At 55.7% G+C, this 19,934-nt stretch carries 13 protein-coding genes; 10 read left to right on the forward strand and 3 right to left on the reverse strand.

Annotated features, from left to right (window positions below):
* Positions 1–28 precede the first annotated feature (28 nt).
* Both gudD and ACMYSN_RS20010 read left to right on the forward strand, forming a co-directional pair.
* Entirely contained in the window at positions 29–1,369 is a 1,341-nt protein-coding gene (gene gudD / locus ACMYSN_RS20005; protein ID WP_462495921.1) for a glucarate dehydratase, read from the forward strand.
* Positions 1,370–1,438: 69 nt separating this feature from the next.
* A complete protein-coding gene (locus ACMYSN_RS20010; RefSeq protein ID WP_462495922.1) occupies positions 1,439–2,578 on the forward strand; it encodes a glycerate kinase in 1,140 nt (379 codons plus the stop codon).
* A gap of 73 nt (positions 2,579–2,651) precedes the next feature.
* On the opposite strand, the gene barA is transcribed toward ACMYSN_RS20010, so the two are convergent.
* Positions 2,652–5,423, reverse strand: a complete 2,772-nt coding sequence (gene barA / locus ACMYSN_RS20015) for a two-component sensor histidine kinase BarA (protein WP_462495923.1) — start codon at positions 5,421–5,423, stop codon at positions 2,652–2,654.
* Positions 5,424–5,592: 169 nt separating this feature from the next.
* On the opposite strand from barA, the gene rlmD reads away from it, so the two are divergent.
* From rlmD to eno, 5 genes are all read left to right on the forward strand, one after another.
* Positions 5,593–6,897: a 23S rRNA (uracil(1939)-C(5))-methyltransferase RlmD gene (gene rlmD, locus ACMYSN_RS20020; protein ID WP_462495924.1), complete on the forward strand. Its 1,305-nt coding sequence runs from the start codon at positions 5,593–5,595 to the stop codon at positions 6,895–6,897.
* Between the two features lie 166 nt (positions 6,898–7,063).
* Entirely contained in the window at positions 7,064–9,301 is a 2,238-nt protein-coding gene (gene relA / locus ACMYSN_RS20025) for a GTP diphosphokinase (protein ID WP_123756717.1), read from the forward strand.
* Positions 9,302–9,405: 104 nt separating this feature from the next.
* Positions 9,406–10,197, forward strand: coding sequence for a nucleoside triphosphate pyrophosphohydrolase (gene mazG / locus ACMYSN_RS20030; RefSeq protein WP_462495925.1), 792 nt, complete (start codon positions 9,406–9,408; stop codon positions 10,195–10,197).
* Between the two features lie 227 nt (positions 10,198–10,424).
* A complete protein-coding gene (pyrG, locus tag ACMYSN_RS20035; RefSeq protein WP_462495926.1) occupies positions 10,425–12,062 on the forward strand; it encodes a CTP synthase in 1,638 nt (545 codons plus the stop codon).
* A gap of 81 nt (positions 12,063–12,143) precedes the next feature.
* Positions 12,144–13,439, forward strand: coding sequence for a phosphopyruvate hydratase (gene eno, locus ACMYSN_RS20040; RefSeq protein WP_462495927.1), 1,296 nt, complete (start codon positions 12,144–12,146; stop codon positions 13,437–13,439).
* 62 nt (positions 13,440–13,501) lie between these two features.
* Here the strand turns inward: eno and ACMYSN_RS20045 are convergent, their stop codons facing one another.
* The gene (locus ACMYSN_RS20045) at positions 13,502–14,611 is read right to left on the reverse strand and encodes a Rossmann-fold NAD(P)-binding domain-containing protein (protein WP_462495928.1); all 1,110 of its coding nucleotides are present in this window, start codon (positions 14,609–14,611) and stop codon (positions 13,502–13,504) included.
* Positions 14,612–14,949: 338 nt separating this feature from the next.
* On the opposite strand from ACMYSN_RS20045, the gene queE reads away from it, so the two are divergent.
* A complete protein-coding gene (gene queE, locus ACMYSN_RS20050) occupies positions 14,950–15,621 on the forward strand; it encodes a 7-carboxy-7-deazaguanine synthase QueE (protein WP_123756943.1) in 672 nt (223 codons plus the stop codon).
* 81 nt (positions 15,622–15,702) lie between these two features.
* Here queE and queD read toward each other — a convergent pair whose 3' ends face one another.
* Positions 15,703–16,065: a 6-carboxytetrahydropterin synthase QueD gene (gene queD, locus ACMYSN_RS20055; RefSeq protein ID WP_174509763.1), complete on the reverse strand. Its 363-nt coding sequence runs from the start codon at positions 16,063–16,065 to the stop codon at positions 15,703–15,705.
* A 318-nt stretch (positions 16,066–16,383) separates the two neighbouring features.
* On the opposite strand from queD, the gene cysJ reads away from it, so the two are divergent.
* Positions 16,384–18,183 carry an NADPH-dependent assimilatory sulfite reductase flavoprotein subunit gene (gene cysJ, locus ACMYSN_RS20060; protein WP_123756723.1) on the forward strand — a complete coding sequence of 600 codons (1,800 nt, stop codon included), beginning with the start codon at positions 16,384–16,386 and terminating at the stop codon, positions 18,181–18,183.
* A complete protein-coding gene (gene cysI / locus ACMYSN_RS20065; protein WP_462495929.1) occupies positions 18,183–19,895 on the forward strand; it encodes an assimilatory sulfite reductase (NADPH) hemoprotein subunit in 1,713 nt (570 codons plus the stop codon). Before cysJ ends, cysI begins: the two co-directional genes overlap by 1 nt.
* Positions 19,896–19,934: the final 39 nt, after the last annotated feature.

The raw sequence follows: 19,934 nt of genomic DNA on the forward strand, positions 1-19,934 counted from the left end.
TCGCCACCTAATAAGAAAAGGATTCAAGATGAGTACATTATTTTCTACTCCCGTCGTTACCACCATGCAGGTTATTCCGGTTGCCGGTCACGACAGCATGCTGATGAATCTTAGCGGGGCGCACGCCCCCTATTTCACCCGTAATATTGTGATTATTAAAGACAACTCGGGCCATACCGGCGTCGGCGAAATCCCCGGCGGCGAGAAAATCCGCCAGACGCTGGAAGAGGCGGCTGAACTGGTGGTCGGCAAGACGCTGGGTGAATATAAAAACGTGCTGGGCGCCGTGCGTCAACGCTTCGCCGACCGGGATGCCGGCGGTCGCGGTTTGCAAACATTTGATTTACGTACCACCATTCACGTCGTGACCGGAATTGAAGCCGCGTTACTGGATCTGCTGGGGCAGCATCTTGGCGTTAACGTGGCCTCTCTGCTGGGCGACGGTCAGCAGCGTAGTGAAGTTGAAATGCTGGGCTACCTGTTCTTTGTCGGCAATCGCCATGCCACGCCGTTGAACTATCAAAGCCAGACTGACGAACGCTGCGACTGGTACCGGATGCGCCACGAAGAGGCAATGACGCCGGATGCCGTTGTCCGACTGGCGGAAGCCGCTTACGAGAAATATGGTTTCAACGATTTCAAACTCAAAGGCGGCGTGCTGGCGGGTGAGGAAGAAGCCGAATCGATCGTCGCTCTGGCGAAGCGATTCCCGCAGGCGCGGGTGACTCTGGATCCTAACGGCGCCTGGCTGCTGGATGAAGCCATCCAGATTGGCAAGCAGCTGAAGGGCGTGCTGGCGTATGCTGAAGATCCCTGTGGCGCAGAGCAAGGGTTCTCCGGTCGTGAAGTGATGGCGGAGTTCCGTCGTGCCACCGGTTTGCCGACGGCCACCAATATGATTGCCACCGACTGGCGTCAGATGGGGCATACTCTGTCATTGCAATCGGTGGATATCCCGCTGGCGGATCCGCACTTCTGGACCATGCAGGGGTCGGTACGTGTGGCGCAGATGTGCCATGAATTTGGTTTGACCTGGGGTTCACACTCCAACAACCATTTCGATATTTCGCTGGCGATGTTCACCCACGTAGCCGCGGCGGCACCAGGCAATATTACGGCGATCGACACCCACTGGATCTGGCAGGAAGGTAACCAGCGCTTAACCAAGCAACCTTTTGAAATTCAAGGGGGTATGGTGCAGGTGCCGTCAACGCCGGGCCTGGGAGTCGAGCTGGATATGGACCGCGTGATGCAGGCGAACGAGCTGTATAAAAAGCATGGACTGGGGGCGCGCGATGACGCCATGGCGATGCAGTATCTGATCCCGAACTGGACGTTTGATAACAAGCGCCCGTGCATGGTGCGCTAAGGAAAATCCGGTTCCAGCGGGAACCGGAGACCTATTGATACCGGGTGTTTGGTCATTTAAGGACAGCGTATGAAAATTGTGATTGCGCCGGATTCATACAAGGAGAGTCTGAGCGCCCTGGAGGTTGCGACCGCGATAGAGGCGGGGTTTCAGGAGATTTACCCCGACGCGGAGTATGTCAAACTGCCCGTTGCCGACGGCGGCGAAGGGACCGTCGAAGCGATGGTCGCCGCCACTCAGGGACATCTGGTACAGGTGACCGTGACCGGCCCGCTGGGGGAACTGGTGCAGGCGTTTTACGGCCTGTCCGGGGATGAACGCTGCGCCTTTATCGAAATGGCGGCAGCCAGCGGCCTGGAAAGCGTCCCGGTGGCCAGCCGCAATCCCTTAATCACCACCACCTGGGGAACCGGGGAGCTGATCCGTCACGCGCTGGATGCGGGCGTCCAGCAGATTATTATCGGCATTGGCGGCAGTGCAACCAACGATGGCGGCGCCGGGATGGTGCAGGCGCTGGGGGCCAAATTGCTGACGCAGGATAACCAGCAGATTGCCGCCGGGGGCGGTGCCCTGGAGCAGCTAGCGCGCATTGACCTCAGCGGGCTGGATAGCCGGCTCGCCGATTGTCGCATTGATGTTGCCTGCGATGTGACTAACCCGCTAACCGGCCCGGAGGGGGCAACGGCGGTATTTGGCCCGCAAAAAGGGGCGACGGCGGAGATGATCGTTCGCCTGGATCGGGCGCTGGCGCATTTCGCGCAGATTATCCAACGTGATTTAACCGTCGATGTCCTGCAGCTGGAAGGCGGCGGTGCCGCCGGCGGCATGGGCGCGGCGCTGTATGCGTTCTGTGGTGCCCGATTACGCCCGGGGATTGAGATAGTGACCGATGCCCTGCATCTCGCCGAACTGGTCGCCGATGCCGACCTGGTGATCACCGGCGAAGGGCGCATTGATAGCCAGACCATTCACGGCAAGGTGCCGGTCGGGGTCGCGAAGGTCGCCCAGCGCTACAACGTACCGGTGATTGCCATCGCTGGCAGCCTGACCGCCGATGTTGGTGTTGTGCATCAGCATGGCCTGGATGCAGTATTTAGTGTGATCTATTCGGTGTGCACCCTTGAAGAGGCGCTGGCCAATGCGGCAGACAATGTGCGCATGACGGCGCGAAACGTCGCCGCGGTGCTGAAACTCGGCCAGCAACGTTAACTCCCAGCCGTATCCCGGATAAGCGTCGTGCTATCCGGGATACGGGCCGACGGTAGCCCGGACAGGCAGCGTGCTATCCGCTATACGGCGTTTTGATTCCTGGCATTTTGCAGGCTTCCCGCGTGACATTATCCATCTCATCCAGCAGTTCAAGCAGCTCCGGCTCCAGATCTTCAGCTGCGGTTCCGGTCCGCAGCTGGCTTTCAAGGGTCTGACACAACTTTTTCAGCCGCGGCACACCGCTGTAGCTACAGCTGCCGTGGAGCTTATGAATCAGATCCAACAGCCCCTCCGGTTCTTCGCCCACCAGCTGCTCTTCCACTTTATTGCGCACCTCCGGCATAAAGGCGATCAGCATTTGCAGCATTTCTCGCGCCAGGTCAGGCTTCATTGCGGCCTGGCGTAGCGACAGCTGCCAGTTGAGTGTTACGTTATGGTCGATGGGCGGCTCGATGGTTTCTGCCGTTAACGGCGGCGCGACATGGCCTCCCGGCTGATAGCGCAGCAGCAGGTTGTATAACTTCTCTTCCTCGATGGGCTTCGCCAGATAGTCATTCATGCCGGCGTTCATCAGCTTTTCTTTCTGCCCGTCGAAGGCGTGGGCGGTCACGGCGATCACCGGGGTTTGCTGCTGATGGGGAAGATGACGAATCAGCTCGCAGGCACGAATGCCGTCCATATCCGGCATCTGGATATCCATCAGAATCAGATCCAGCTGCATCTCTTTGGCCTGCTCCACCGCGCGCTGGCCGCTTTCGCACAGCGTCACGTGCTGCACCAGATCCTCCAGCAACACGCCGATAAGCTTGAGGTTTGCCGGATTATCATCCACCGCCATGACCGTCATCGGCAGCTTATTGCTGTCGGTGTGGGGAAGGGCGGCGGGGGTTCTGGTGCGGCTGGAGGCGATAAGCGCCGGCACTAAACGCGTGGCGGTCAGCGGTTTGAGCAGGCAGGCGGCGACGCCATCCTGCTTCAGGGATTCGGCATTTATCTGCGCGTGGCAGGGGAGCGCCAGCAGCAAATGATCTGCGATGGCGCAGGCTTTCGCCAGGTTGTCTTTCTGCTGGCTAATATCGCGCATCGACACCGGGAGCCCGGCCAGCAGAATATCGTAGTGCGCTTTCGGCAGCGCGGAGAAGGTTGGGCTGTAGACCACCTCCAGCGGCGTGGTGGCCAGCAGCTCCAGAGTGCACTGCGCCGCCGTCGCGTTGGCCTCGATATAGGCCAGCGTTTTGCCCGCCAGAAGCGGCGTCAGCGGACTCTCCTGAACGGCGTTCGGGTTGAGGTCGAGACTGATATGGAACCAGAAGGTGGAGCCGCGATTGGGCTGGCTGTGGAAGGAGATATCGCCGCCCATCTCTTTGACCAGCCGCTGGGTAATCACCAGCCCAAGCCCGGTGCCGCCGTGACGGCGGGAAATACTGGCATCGGCCTGGCGGAAGGCCTGGAACAGCCGGGACTGGTCGCGCTCGGGAATACCGATGCCGGTATCGTGGATTTGGATCTCTATCTGCACGCTGGTGTTGCTGAGCGCCCGCTGTTCGACCAGCACGTCGATATTGCCATGTTCGGTAAACTTGATGGCATTCCCGACCAGATTGGTGATGATTTGCTGCAGGCGCAGCGGATCACCGATAATATTATCCGGCACATCGTTTTTGATGTTTAACGTCAGCTCCAGCCCCTTATCATGGGCCGAATGCGCCAGCAGGGTGACGACTTCATCCAGGGTATTGCGCAGCAGGAACGGAATGCTTTCCAGGATCAGCTTACCGGCTTCCAGCTTGGAGAAGTCCAGCACGTCATTGATGATCGCCAGCAGGTTATTTGCCGAGCGTTCAATCGTGGTGAGATGGTCACGCTGGGTGGTGTTCAAGTCAGTTTTCAGCGTCAGGCGGGTGAAGCCAATCACCCCATTGAGCGGGGTTCGCAGCTCGTGGGACATATTAGCAAGGAACTCCGACTTGATACGCGCGGCTTCCTGGGCGCGCTTCTTCGCCAGATCCAGCTCAACGTTCTGAATCTCCATCTGCTCGAGAGTTTCGCGAAGATCGGACGTCGCCTGATCGATATTGTGCTGCATCTCTTCGTGGTAAGCCGCCAGCGACATCGCCATCGAGTTAATGCCATTTTTCAGCATATCCAGCTCGCCGAGCATAAAGCCTTCGACGCGGCTATCCAGTTGCCCACGGCGAATTCGGTCAACGGTATTCACCATATTGCGGATCGGGCCGGTGACATCGCGCATCAAGCGCCAGCCGAAAATGAGCGCAATGCCAATGCAGAACAGCATCATGACGCTGGAGATAAAGATCTCTTTGTACTGCTGCAAGCGTACCGATTTCAGATCGAGCTCGAGGGCCACATAGCCCAGCATATTGCCGGGCATCTTGGCGTCGGTCCCCGGTGATTCATCTGGCGAATAGCTTTCGGAGACGATCGGGGTACGCAAAATCATCACGTCGCCTTCGCGTATCGCGGTGAGCTGAGTGGGAAATTTCGCCCCTTTCGGCAGACGCAGTTCGCTGGGGTTCAGCTGAAAGTTAGAGGTGACAAACAAGCGGTTCTGCGAATCGTAGATGGAAATGGCCCGCACAATATCGGAGTGGCGGCGATGCAATACGCTAATGAGCTGGCCGATTGACTCGCGGTTTTGCAGATTCATGCCATATTCACTGGAGACCGCCAGTGGTTCAATAATGCTGGCTCCGGCGTCTTCCAGCTGACGCTGCAGGTCGTGATAGCGATGGGCGACGAAGAAAATACTGAGCAGCAAACCAATGAGTACGGTAGGTGCCAGAATAAGAATCATCATGCGAGCACGTAGGCTGTAGTTGGTCATGCGGTTCCGTTATGGGAGAATATACGCTTCATCCTTCAAGTGCCTCTGCGTTGCTGGCCTCAGTGCCGGGCTTACACACGCTGTCGTGGACTCCTGCCCGCCGCGCTGATGTATCTTGAAAGGACTCGTGTATAGAGTCGGTTTATTTTGATTGAGACAAATCTCTACGATGGCGCAATTCTACTCTGCAAAACGGCGTGTGACGACGCGCCAGATCATAACCGTGACAGTAAACGACCTCGATCCCTTTGGCCAGGGCGTTGCGCGTCACCATGGTAAAGCGCTATTTGTTAGTGGCTTACTGCCACAGGAACAGGCCGAAGTTGTGCTGGTGGAAGACAAAAAACAGTACTCCCGGGCCCAGGTCAAACGCCGTCTGAGTGATAGCCCGCAGCGTCAGGCACCGCACTGCCCGCATTTTGGCGTTTGCGGCGGCTGCCAGCAACAGCATGCCAGCATTGAGCTACAGCAGCACAGTAAGCGTGCCGCGCTTGCGCGACTCATGAAACACGATGTTGACGATATTATAGCCGCTTCGCCGTGGGGATATCGCCGGCGTGCGCGTCTGAGCTTGAATTACCAGCCGAAGTCCCAACAATTACAGATGGGGTTTCGCAAGGCCAATTCCAACGACATTGTCGATGTGGTGCAATGCCCTGTTTTGGTGCCCGATCTTGAGGCATTACTGCCGGCGGTGCGGGCCTGCCTGACGGGGCTGAAATCCCAGCGTCAGTTGGGGCATGTCGAACTGGTGCTGGCGGATAATGGCCCGGTGATGATCCTGCGCCACACGGCGGCGTTACCGGCAGGCGACAGAGAAAAACTGGAACGATTTTCGCAAACTCATGATCTTGCCCTGTATCTGGCCCCACAAAGCGAGATACTGGAGCATATTCGTGGCGAAGCGCCATGGTATACGTCAGACGGGCTACGCTTAATGTTCAGTCCGCGCGACTTTATTCAGGTGAATGACGGCGTCAATCAACAGATGGTGCAGACCGCTCTGGCGTGGCTGGACGTTCAGCCGCAGGACCGGGTGCTCGATCTGTTCTGCGGTATGGGTAATTTCACGCTGCCGCTGGCGACACGCGCCACTGAGGTCGTCGGGGTTGAAGGTGTTCCGGCGCTGGTGGAGAAGGGGCGGGAAAATGCCGCACTCAACCAGTTGCACAACGTGACATTCTTTCATGAAAATCTGGAAGAAGATGTTACCCGTCAGGCGTGGGCGAAGCGTGGTTTTGATAAAATATTGATCGATCCGGCGCGAGCCGGGGCGCCAGCGGTGATACCGCAGATTATAAAACTCGCGCCGCGTCGCGTGGTTTATGTCTCCTGTAACCCGGCGACGCTGGCACGTGATAGCGAACACCTGTTACAGGCAGGCTATACGATCCAACGCCTGGCGATGCTGGACATGTTCCCGCATACCGGACATCTGGAATCGATGGTGTTGTTCGAGCAAAAGCTTACATAACATCATTCGTATCGTATCGAGGTGGCAACATAGTCAGTTCCCAAGCACAGGCCCAGGTCGGTGGCTGAGGTGAACGAAAAAGCCAACGCTGATGCGGTTTGAAGGATGAGGTGTAAAAGTTGAGGCTTGCCGACTTCGGCAGGCCAGGTCCCTTAAGGAGAGGACAATGGTTGCGGTAAGAAGTGCACATCTTAATAAAGCTGGTGAATTTGACCCGAAGAAATGGATCGCGAGTCTGGGAATTTCCAGCCAGCAGTCGTGTGAACGCTTAGCCGAAACCTGGGACTACTGTCGCGAAAAAACGCAGGGACATCCTCGAGCGGACCTTCTGTTATGGCGCGGCGTGGAGATGGTGGAAATACTCTGCACGTTGAGTATGGATATCGACACGTTACGGGCCGCCATGCTGTTCCCGCTGGCGGACGGCAACGTCGTTAGCGAAGAGGTGATGCAAGAGAGCGTCGGTAAATCCGTCGTCACATTGATTCACGGCGTGCGCGATATGGCGGCTATTCGCCAGCTTAAAGCCACCCACACCGATTCCGTCTCCTCGGAGCAGGTTGATAATATCCGCCGCATGCTGCTGGCGATGGTCGATGATTTCCGTTGTGTGGTCATCAAGCTCGCCGAGCGTATCGCCCACCTGCGGGAAGTCAAAGATGAGCCCGAAGACGAACGCGTGCTGGCGGCAAAAGAGTGCACCAACATCTATGCGCCGCTGGCTAACCGCTTAGGGATCGGCCAGCTGAAATGGGAGCTGGAGGACTACTGCTTCCGCTATCTGCATCCCGATGAATACAAACGCATTGCTAAACTGCTGCACGAACGGCGCATCGACCGTGAACACTACATCGATGAGTTCGTGGGGCATTTACGCTCCGAAATGAAAACCGAAGGCGTCAAGGCTGAGGTCTACGGGCGGCCGAAGCATATCTACAGCATCTGGCGAAAAATGCAGAAAAAACACCTCACCTTTGATGAGCTGTTTGACGTGCGGGCCGTGCGTATTGTCGCCGAGCGCCTGCAGGACTGCTATGCCGCACTGGGGATCGTCCATACCCACTATCGCCACCTGCCGGATGAGTTCGATGATTACGTTGCCAACCCCAAACCGAACGGCTACCAGTCGATTCATACCGTGGTGCTGGGGCCAGGGGGAAAAACGGTCGAGATCCAGATCCGTACCCGGCAGATGCATGAAGATGCCGAGCTGGGCGTCGCGGCGCACTGGAAGTACAAAGAGGGCGCCAGCGCAGGCGTGAGCGGCGGGCGCGGCTATGAAGACCGTATCGCCTGGCTGCGTAAACTGATCGCCTGGCAGGAAGAGATGGCCGATTCGGGTGAAATGCTGGATGAAGTCCGTAGCCAGGTCTTCGACGACCGGGTGTATGTCTTTACGCCGAAAGGCGATGTGGTGGATTTACCCGCCGGTTCCACGCCGCTCGACTTTGCCTACCACATTCACAGTGACGTCGGTCACCGCTGCATTGGTGCCAAAATCAGCGGGCGCATCGTGCCGTTTACCTACCAGTTGCAGATGGGCGATCAGATTGAAATCATCACCCAGAAGCAGCCGAACCCCAGCCGCGACTGGCTGAACCCGAACCTCGGCTATGTGACCACCAGCCGCGGGCGTTCCAAAATTCACGCCTGGTTCCGTAAACAGGATCGCGACAAAAACATTCTTGCCGGGCGGCAGATCCTGGACGATGAGCTTGAGCACCTGGGGATCAGCCTCAAGGAGGCAGAGAAACACCTGCTGCCGCGCTATAACTTCAACGAGCTGGACGAACTGCTGGCGGCTATCGGCGGCGGCGATATTCGCCTTAACCAGATGGTCAACTTCCTGCAGGCGCAGTTCAATAAGCCGAGCGCCGAAGAGCAGGATGCGGCAGCGCTGAAACAGCTACAGCAGAAAAGCTGGGCGCCGCAGAGCCGCAGTAAAGACAATGGTCGGGTGGTGGTGGAAGGCGTCGGTAACCTGATGCACCACATTGCGCGCTGCTGCCAGCCCATCCCGGGCGATGAGATTGTCGGCTTTATCACCCAGGGACGCGGGATTTCGGTACACCGGGCAGACTGCGATCAACTGACGGAACTGCAGTCGCATGCGCCAGAGCGTATCGTCGATGCGGTGTGGGGAGAAAGCTACTCCGCCGGTTATTCGCTGGTGGTTCGTGTTGTCGCCAACGATCGCAGCGGCCTGTTGCGGGATATCACCACGATCCTCGCCAATGAAAAAGTTAACGTGCTCGGCGTCGCCAGCCGTAGCGATACCAAACAGCAGCTGGCGACGATCGACATGAACATTGAAATCTACAACCTACAGGTGCTGGGCCGCGTGCTCGGGAAACTGAACCAGGTACCGGATGTGATTGATGCCCGCCGTCTGCACGGTGGCTAATTGATCGTATTTTGCTTTCTCCGGCAGCGCCGGGGATACGCTTTCACGTTAGCCGGGTAAGGCGAAATCCGTACCCGGCATTATCGTTTTCAACAGGAAAAAAGATGAACCAAATCGACCGGCTGCTCGGCATTATGCAGCGCCTGCGCGACCCGGAAAACGGCTGTCCATGGGATAAAGAGCAGACCTTCGCCACCATCGCCCCCTATACCCTCGAAGAAACTTACGAAGTGCTGGATGCCATCAGTCGTGAAGATTTCGACGATCTGCGCGGTGAGCTGGGCGACCTGCTGTTTCAGGTGGTGTTCTACGCGCAGATGGCGCAGGAAGAAGGGCGCTTTAACTTCGACGATATCTGCGCGGCTATCAGCGACAAGCTTGAGCGCCGCCATCCGCATATCTTCGGAGAAGCGACCGCCGGCGATAGCGCCGAAGTGCTGGCGCGCTGGGAGCAGATAAAAAGCGCCGAGCGGGCCGAAAAATCACAGCATTCCGCGCTGGATGATATTCCGCACAGCCTGCCGGCGTTGATGCGCGCGCATAAAATTCAGCGCCGCTGTTCGGCGGTAGGGTTTGACTGGACCTCGCTGGGCCCGGTGCTGGACAAAGTGCATGAAGAGATCGACGAGGTCATGCATGAAGCGCAGCAGGCCGTCGTGGATGAGGCTAAACTGGAGGAGGAAATGGGCGATCTGCTGTTTGCGACCGTCAATTTATCCCGCCATTTAGGGGTAAAAGCCGAAGTGGCGCTGCAAAAAGCGAACCTTAAATTTGAACGCCGTTTCCGCGAAGTTGAACGAATTGTGGCCGCCCGTGGGCTAGAAATGACCGGCGTTGACCTCGAAACCATGGAAACCGTGTGGCAAGAGGTAAAACGGCAGGAAACTGATCTCTAACGAGTTTTCGTGATCAAGCGCCATTTGTGTGATTTTTTAAATAACAAGCGCTTGATTTGCGTCAAAAACATTTCGCCAAAAGCGGCTATTTTCTCACTCCCTGTGTTTGTGTGAGCCTGCTGAAAAGGAGGGAGAATGAAAGTTTGTGGCGTCAGTCATGATCGGGTATACTGCTTTCCCGTCTTGGTTATTCCATCGTCTTTTAAACCTAACTTCTCAGGTTCAGCATGACAACGAACTATATTTTTGTGACCGGCGGGGTCGTATCCTCTCTGGGTAAAGGCATTGCCGCAGCTTCCCTCGCCGCTATTCTTGAAGCCCGTGGGCTTAACGTGACCATGATGAAACTGGATCCGTACATCAACGTCGATCCGGGTACCATGAGTCCAATCCAACACGGGGAAGTGTTCGTTACTGAAGACGGCGCTGAAACCGACCTGGACCTGGGTCACTACGAGCGCTTCATCCGCACCAAAATGAGCCGCCGCAACAACTTCACTACGGGCCGTATCTACTCCGACGTTCTGCGTAAAGAACGCCGCGGTGATTATCTGGGCGCGACCGTACAGGTCATCCCACACATCACCAACGCGATCAAAGAGCGCGTGCTTGCCGGTGGTGAAGGTCACGACGTGGTGCTGGTTGAAATCGGCGGTACCGTCGGTGATATCGAATCCCTGCCGTTCCTCGAAGCTATCCGTCAGATGGCCGTAGAGATTGGTCGTGAGCATACTCTGTTTATGCATTTGACCCTGGTGCCGTACATGGCAGCCGCCGGCGAAGTCAAAACCAAACCGACTCAGCACTCCGTGAAAGAGCTGCTTTCTATCGGTATTCAGCCAGATATTCTGATCTGCCGCTCCGATCGGGCGGTACCGGCCAACGAACGTGCTAAAATTGCATTGTTCTGTAACGTTCCGGAAAAGGCTGTTATTTCTCTGAAAGACGTCGATTCCATTTATAAAATTCCGGGCCTGTTGAAATCTCAGGGGCTGGACGATTATATTTGTAAACGATTCAGCTTAAGCTGTCCGGAAGCGAACCTGGCCGAATGGGAACAGGTTATTTACGAAGAAGCCAATCCGGCTGGCGAAGTCACCATTGGTATGGTCGGTAAGTACATTGAACTGCCGGACGCCTACAAATCGGTGATCGAAGCGCTGAAACACGGTGGTCTGAAGAACCGCGTTACCGTCAACATCAAGCTGATTGATTCGCAGGATGTGGAAACGCGCGGCGTCGAAATTCTGAAAGATTTGGACGCTATCCTGATCCCGGGTGGCTTCGGCTACCGCGGTGTTGAAGGTAAAATTGCCACTGCACGCTATGCGCGTGAAAACAAAATTCCATATCTGGGTATTTGCCTGGGTATGCAGGTTGCGCTGATTGAGTTTGCGCGTAACGTCGCGGGAATGGAGAACGCCAACTCGACGGAATTTGTGCCAGACTGTAAGTACCCGGTTGTGGCCCTGATTACCGAATGGCGTGATGAAGAAGGCAACGTTGAAGTTCGTTCTGAGAAGAGCGACCTCGGCGGCACCATGCGCCTTGGCGCGCAGCAGTGCCAGCTGGAAGACGAAAGCCTGGTTCGCCAGCTGTACGGCGAATCAACCATTACTGAGCGTCATCGTCACCGCTACGAAGTCAACAACATGTTGTTGAAACAGATTCAAAATGCGGGCCTGCGTGTTGCGGGCCGTTCCGGGGATGATCAGTTGGTCGAGATCATCGAAGTGCCGAATCACCCGTGGTTTGTCGCTTGTCAGTTCCATCCGGAGTTTACTTCAACGCCACGTGATGGCCACCCGCTGTTTGCAGGTTTTGTGAAAGCGGCAGGCGAGTATCAAAAGCGTCAGGCGAAGTAAAATGAGTTAGAACGGCAATGCACCCATTTGGGTGCATTGTTTGTCTGGAGTTTTAGTTTAACTTGTACTGAGGAAAACCTAATGTCCAAAATCGTTAAAGTCATCGGTCGTGAAATCATCGACTCCCGTGGTAACCCGACTGTTGAAGCCGAAGTACACCTGGAAGGTGGTTTCGTTGGTATGGCAGCAGCTCCGTCAGGTGCTTCTACTGGTTCCCGCGAAGCGCTGGAACTGCGCGATGGCGACAAATCCCGTTTCATGGGTAAAGGCGTACTGAAAGCTGTTGGCGCTGTCAACGGCCCGATCGCTCAGGCAATCCTTGGCAAAGACGCCAAAGATCAGGCTGGCATCGATAAAATCATGATCGACCTGGACGGTACTGAAAACAAATCTAACTTCGGTGCAAACGCCATCCTGGCCGTGTCTCTGGCTAACGCCAAAGCAGCTGCTGCCTCTAAAGGCCAGCCGCTGTTCGAGCACATCGCTGAGCTGAACGGTACTCCGGGCAAATACTCCATGCCGGTTCCGATGATGAACATCATCAACGGTGGTGAGCACGCTGACAACAACGTCGACATCCAGGAATTTATGATTCAGCCGGTTGGCGCTAAATCCCTGAAAGAAGCCGTACGTATGGGTTCTGAAGTGTTCCACAACCTGGCTAAAGTTCTGAAAGCTAAAGGTATGAACACTGCAGTTGGTGACGAAGGTGGCTACGCGCCGAACCTGGGTTCCAACGCTGAAGCTCTGGCAGTTATCGCAGAAGCGGTTAAAGCTGCTGGCTACGAGCTGGGTACCGACATCACTCTGGCGATGGACTGTGCAGCTTCTGAATTCTACAAAGACGGTAAATACGTTCTGGCTGGCGAAGGCAACAAAGCGTTCACCTCTGAAGAGTTCACTCACTTCCTGGAAGACCTGACCAAACAGTATCCGATCGTTTCTATCGAAGACGGTCTGGACGAATCTGACTGGGATGGTTTCGCATACCAGACTAAAGTCCTGGGCGACAAAATCCAGCTGGTTGGTGACGATCTGTTCGTAACCAACACCAAGATCCTGAAAGAAGGTATCGACAAAGGCATCGTTAACTCCATCCTGATCAAATTCAACCAGATCGGTTCTCTGACCGAAACTCTGGCTGCGATCAAAATGGCGAAAGACGCTGGCTACACTGCCGTTATCTCTCACCGTTCAGGCGAAACTGAAGACGCTACCATCGCTGACCTGGCTGTTGGTACCGCTGCAGGCCAGATCAAAACTGGTTCTATGAGCCGTTCTGACCGCGTTGCTAAATACAACCAGCTGATTCGTATCGAAGAAGCGCTGGGTGAAAAAGCACCGTACAACGGTCGTAAAGAGATCAAAGGTCAGTAAGTCTGACTTTCGCTCTTAAGAAAAAACCCGCTTCGGCGGGTTTTTTTATGTCTGCAATCCGTCTATTTAAAATCAACGGCCATCTGCTGCGGAATGGTCAGCCCACGGGTGGTCTGCACGCAACGGTCGATATAATCGGTAAAGCGCGGCGGCTTCGGCATTCCCATACTGAGCAGCTTATCGTTGCTGAACCGTACGTTAAGCGTGGCGAAAGCCCCATACAGGCGCATCGCTTTGAGCATCAGGCGTTCATTGCAGGGCCCAAAGATATCCTTCAGCTCACGGCGCATCTTCACCAGCGTCTCATAGCTCACCTGGGCATACTTATCGCCGACGGGAACCTTCTCCAGCGCGCACGCCATGGCGTTATCAATCTCGGCAAATTTCACGCTATTCTCCTCCCCGGCAGAAATATGAACCACCTCGCCACGGGCCAGCGGACTGCTGAGCAGCATCAGCAATGCATCGGCACAGTAATCGACGGGGATCACATCGATACGGTCTTCCATCGAACACATGAATTTTTGCAGCATCAGCCCCATGCTGAACACCCAGAAGATACTGCTGGAAGGCTGGCAACCGTGGTGAGTGTGGCCCACCACAATCGAGGGGCGGGCGATGACCAGCGGTAGCGTCGGGCATTCCTGCTGCATCAGGCGTTCGATGGTTGATTTGGAATGGGTGTACTCAACCAGATGCTCTGCACGTTCACGGAATACTGCGCTTTCCGCCACCAGTGAATCGGGTTCTGGCGAGCAGGACATCGCGGTGCCCACATGCAGGAAGCGTTGCAGCGTACCTACCTGCGCCATGGTCTGGGCAAACTTCAACGTGCCTTCGACATTCACTTTCCAGATCAGTGGATTGTTGCCAAAGGAAGCGACGGCGGCACAGTTAATCACGTGGGTCACCTGCTGCAGTCGCGGGTCGCTGAGAAAGGTGTCGGGATTGGCCAAATCTCCCAACAGCATATTGCGCGGGGTCAGCGCCGCCAGATTCTCTTCGGCGATGTTGAATTTACGCAGGTTTTCTTTGACCCGTTCCACCGCGGCCATGTCCGAATCGGCACGGACTAACAGCAGCAGGTTCACCTCATTCATCTGATTAAGAATGTTTTCTAAAACCGCTCCGCCCAGAAATCCGGTCACGCCTGTAATTAATAATGTGTTCATGAATACCGTCTCATCATGGTTGATTTGCGGATTTTAGGCGCGGGAAATTAAACGGTGGGTAAATAAAAAAAGGGCTATTTGTGCGCTGTCTTAAGACTATTTTAAGTTAATGAAGCGCGGCGGATTAGGTTGGACTATGGCAGCCGATAATAGATTCACAATAATATGTATCTGTTTGTACGTATTTGAAATTTAGCTGTTTTATTATTTTTGTTTGATTTTTATATGACGGTTATTAAACATATTCTGTTACATCAAAATGACCCCGCAGCTGCGGACAAGACCTGAGCCGACAAATCTGCGATAATGTGCGCTCATAACCCCACACCGAGATGATTATGCAGTACCCGATTAACGAGATGTTCCAGACCTTGCAAGGCGAGGGTTACTTCACCGGCGTGCCCGCCATTTTTATCCGTCTGCAGGGATGCCCGGTCGGTTGCGCCTGGTGCGACACCAAACATACCTGGGATAAGCTTGCCGATCGGGAAGTGTCGCTGTTCAGCATTCTGGCGAAAACCAAAGAGAGCGATAAATGGGGTCCGGCTAGCGGCGAAGATCTGCTGGCTATTATTGGCCGCCAGGGCTGGACGGCCCGCCATGTGGTGATCACCGGCGGAGAGCCCTGTATTCATGATTTAACGCCGCTGACCGTGTTGCTGGAGCAAAACGGCTTTAGCTGCCAGATAGAAACCAGCGGCACCCATGAAGTGCGCTGTAGCCCTCATACCTGGGTGACGGTATCGCCGAAGGTGAATATGCGCGGCGGCTATGATGTGCTGTCCCAGGCATTGCAGCGGGCCGATGAAATTAAACATCCGGTAGGACGCGTGCGCGATATTGAAGCCCTCGATGAACTGCTGGAAACGCTGACGGATGACAAGCCGCGGATTATTGCCCTGCAACCGATCAGCCAAAAAGAAGACGCAACGCGCCTGTGCATCGAGACCTGCATTGCGCGGAACTGGCGCCTCTCCATGCAAACGCATAAGTATCTGAATATCGCCTGATAAAAAGGCCCGGTCACATACTGTGAACCGGGCCTTTTTGCTCGACAGACCAGGCGGACGACACGCCGCCCGACCGGGATATCACTCGCCGCGATAGATGCATCCTGCAGTACAGGTTTCTTTAATCATCACTGCGCTCAGCAACGGCACGACAGGTTTCATCTGTTCCCAGACCCAACGGGCCAGCACTTCGCTGGTCGGGTTTTCCAGGCCAGGAATATCGTTCAGATAGTAGTGATCCAGACGATCGTAGATCGGCTTAAAGGCGGCCTTGAGCTCGGCAAAATCCATGATCCAGCCCGTGTGGGGATCGACTTCACCGGTAATCTCCAGACGCACCATAAAAGAGTGACCGTGCAGGCGACCGCACTTATGACCTTCCGGTACGTGAGGCAGGTGATGGGCGGCTTCGAAGGTGAAATCTTTAAACAGGGTGGTGGACATCTTTCATTCTCATAAGACAAAAAAACCGCCGTAGGGTACCGGAAAGTCTATTTTTTATCATTAACTAAAACCGATCCTGAGGGAAAACAGCATCATTGACTATGTTGTCAGGAAAGATATCGTTATATTTTATGTAGTTAGATAATCGTTTTTGTTGTTAATAACTATAACTAAAACAGGTTAGTCCATTTGGTTATTTGTTATTTCCATCCCTTCTTTAATTGTTATTATCTGCGCCGTTAACCTTACAATCTCTTCTGTTTTTGCCGCGCTGACAGGGTGCGATGAACAGCTTAGCTTACTGGAACATAACGACGCATGACGACACAGGCCCCATCTTCCAATTTGCTGCCGCTTAACCCGGAGCAAATGGCGCGCCTTCAGGCGGCCACGACAGATTTCACCCCAACTCAGCTTGCCTGGGTTTCTGGCTATTTTTGGGGCGTGCTGAATCAGCAGTCCGGTGCCGCGGTTGCGGTACCTGCCCAGGCGGCAGAAGCCCCGAGCATTACTCTTATCTCCGCATCGCAAACCGGCAACGCCCGTCGGGTAGCGGAAGCGCTGCGGGACGATCTCCAGGCAGCGCAGCTGAACGTGAAGCTGGTTAACGCAGGCGACTATAAATTCAAACAAATTGCCTCCGAAAAACTGCTGGTGATCGTGACCTCTACTCAGGGTGAAGGCGAGTCGCCGGAAGAAGCCGTCGCGCTGCATAAGTTCCTGTTCTCGAAAAAAGCGCCAGCGCTGACCGGGACGGCTTTTGCGGTCTTCGGCCTGGGCGATACCTCTTATGAATTCTTCTGCCAGTCCGGGAAAGACTTCGATAGCCGCCTGGCGGAGTTGGGTGGTGAACGCCTGCTGGATCGCGTGGATGCCGATGTCGAATATCAACCGGCGGCGGCAGAATGGCGTGCGCGGGTGGTCGAGGTGCTGAAAGCACGGGCACCGGTCGCGGCGCCGGTTCAGGCTGTTGCATCCGGTGCGGTCAACGACATTCACTCCAGCCCGTATACCAAAGAAGCGCCGCTAACGGCGACGCTGGCGGTGAACCAGAAAATCACCGGCCGTGATTCCGAAAAAGACGTGCGCCACATTGAAATTGACCTTGCAGATTCCGGCCTGCGCTACCAGCCGGGCGATGCGCTGGGCGTGTGGTATCAGAATGACCCGGCGCTGGTAAAAGAGCTGGTTGAACTGCTGTGGCTGAAGGGCGATGAGCCTGTTACCGTTGACGGTAAAACGCTGCCGCTGGCCGAAGCGCTGGAATGGCACTTTGAACTGACGGTGAATACCGGCAATATCGTCGAGAACTATGCCACCCTGACCCGCAGCGAATCACTGTTGCCGCTGGTGGGCGATAAGGCGCAGCTGCAACATTATGCGGCGACCACACCGATCGTCGATATGGTGCGCTTCTCCCCGGCGCAGCTTGATGCCGAGGCGCTGATTGCGCTGCTGCGTCCGTTAACGCCGCGTCTGTACTCTATCGCCTCGTCGCAGGCGGAAGTGGAAACTGAAGTCCACGTGACCGTGGGCGTCGTGCGCTTTGATATCGAAGGCCGCGCTCGTGCAGGGGGCGCCTCCAGCTTCCTCGCCGACCGTCTGGAAGAAGATGGTGAAGTTCGCGTCTTTATTGAACACAACGATAACTTCCGTTTGCCGGCTAACCCGCAAACGCCGGTCATCATGATTGGTCCGGGTACCGGCATTGCGCCGTTCCGTGCCTTCATGCAGCAGCGTGCGGCGGAAGGGGCAGACGGGAAGAACTGGCTGTTCTTCGGCAACCCGCACTTTACGGAAGATTTCCTGTATCAGGTCGAGTGGCAAAGCTACGTCAAGGAGGGCGTACTGAGCCGTATCGATCTGGCCTGGTCCCGCGATCAACAACAAAAAGTCTATGTTCAGGACAAGCTGCGCGAGCAGGGGGCCGAACTGTGGCGCTGGATTAATGACGGTGCCCATATTTATGTCTGCGGCGATGCCAATCGTATGGCAAAAGACGTCGAACAGACGTTGCTGGAAGTGATTGCCGAATTCGGCGCGATGGACGCCGAAGCGGCGGACGAATTTTTAAGTGAGCTGCGCGTTGAGCGCCGTTATCAGCGAGATGTCTACTAATGAGCGAAAAACATCCTGGACCCCTGGTGGTTGAAGGTAAACTGGCCGACGCCGAGCGTATGAAGGTAGAGAGCAACTACCTGCGCGGCACGATTGCAGAAGACTTAAACGACTCCCTTACCGGTGGCTTTAATGGCGACAACTTCCTGCTGATTCGCTTTCACGGCATGTATCAGCAAGATGACCGCGACATTCGCGCCGAGCGTGCGGCTCAGAAGCTGGAGCCGCGCCATGCGATGCTGCTGCGCTGCCGCCTGCCGGGTGGCGTGATCACCACCACGCAGTGGCAGGCGATTGATAAATTCGCCGCCGATAACACCATTTACGGCAGCATTCGTCTGACCAACCGCCAGACCTTTCAGTTTCACGGCATTCTGAAGAAGCATGTGAAGCCGGTGCACCAGATGCTGCACTCGGTGGGCCTGGATGCGCTGGCGACCGCCAACGACATGAACCGTAACGTCCTGTGCACCTCGAACCCGAACGAGTCTCAGCTGCATGCTGAAGCCTACGAGTGGGCGAAAAAGATCTCTGAGCATCTGCTGCCGCGTACCCGCGCCTATGCTGAGATTTGGCTCGATCAGAAAAAGGTCGCCACCACCGACGAAGAACCGATCCTCGGCCAAACCTATCTGCCGCGTAAGTTCAAAACCACGGTGGTGATCCCGCCGCAGAACGATATCGATCTGCACGCCAACGACATGAACTTCGTGGCGATTGCTGAAAACGGTAAGCTGGTTGGTTTTAACCTGCTGGTGGGCGGTGGTCTGTCTATCGATCACGGCAACAAAAAAACCTATGCCCGCACGGCGAGCGAGTTCGGCTATCTGCCGCTCGAACATACGTTAGCGGTGGCGGAAGCGGTGGTGACGACTCAGCGCGACTGGGGTAATCGTACCGACCGTAAAAATGCGAAGACGAAATATACCCTTGAGCGCGTTGGCGTTGAGACCTTCAAGGCTGAAGTTGAGCGCCGGGCAGGCATTAAGTTCGAGCCGATCCGGGCGTATGAGTTCACCGGTCGCGGCGATCGCATTGGCTGGGTCAAAGGGATCGATGATAAATGGTATCTGACGCTGTTTATTGAAAACGGTCGTATCCTTGATTATCCGGGCCGTCCACTGAAAACTGGCCTGCTGGAGATCTCGAAGATCCACCAAGGTGAGTTCCGGATTACGGCGAACCAGAACCTGATTATCGCCAGCGTACCGGAAGCGGAAAAAACGCGGATTGAAAAGCTGGCGCGCGATCACGGGTTGATGAATGCCGTCACTCCGCAGCGTGAAAACTCGATGGCCTGCGTCTCCTTCCCGACCTGTCCGCTGGCGATGGCCGAAGCCGAGCGCTTCTTACCGTCGTTTATCGATAAGGTGGACGGGGTGATGAGCAAACATGGCGTCAGCGATGAGCATATCGTAACGCGTGTGACCGGTTGCCCTAACGGCTGTGGCCGTGCGCTGCTGGCGGAAGTCGGGCTGGTGGGTAAAGCGCCGGGTCGTTACAACCTGCACCTGGGGGGTAACCGCAGCGGAACGCGTATTCCACGCATGTATCGCGAGAACATTACCGAGTCGGAGATCCTCGACTCGATTGACCAGCTGGTAGGGCGCTGGGCGAAGGAGCGTGAAGCGGGTGAAGGCTTCGGCGACTTTACGGTGCGTGCGGGCATCGTTCGCCCGGTGCTCGACCCAGCCCGTGATTTCTGGGAATAACTCAGCATCGCCCGCTAAGGTTATGCTTATCGGGCGTAC

Origin of the sequence: Klebsiella sp. R445, from assembly GCF_051131755.1 — a bacterium.
In the GTDB taxonomy this organism is placed as follows: domain Bacteria; phylum Pseudomonadota; class Gammaproteobacteria; order Enterobacterales; family Enterobacteriaceae; genus Klebsiella; species Klebsiella lignicola.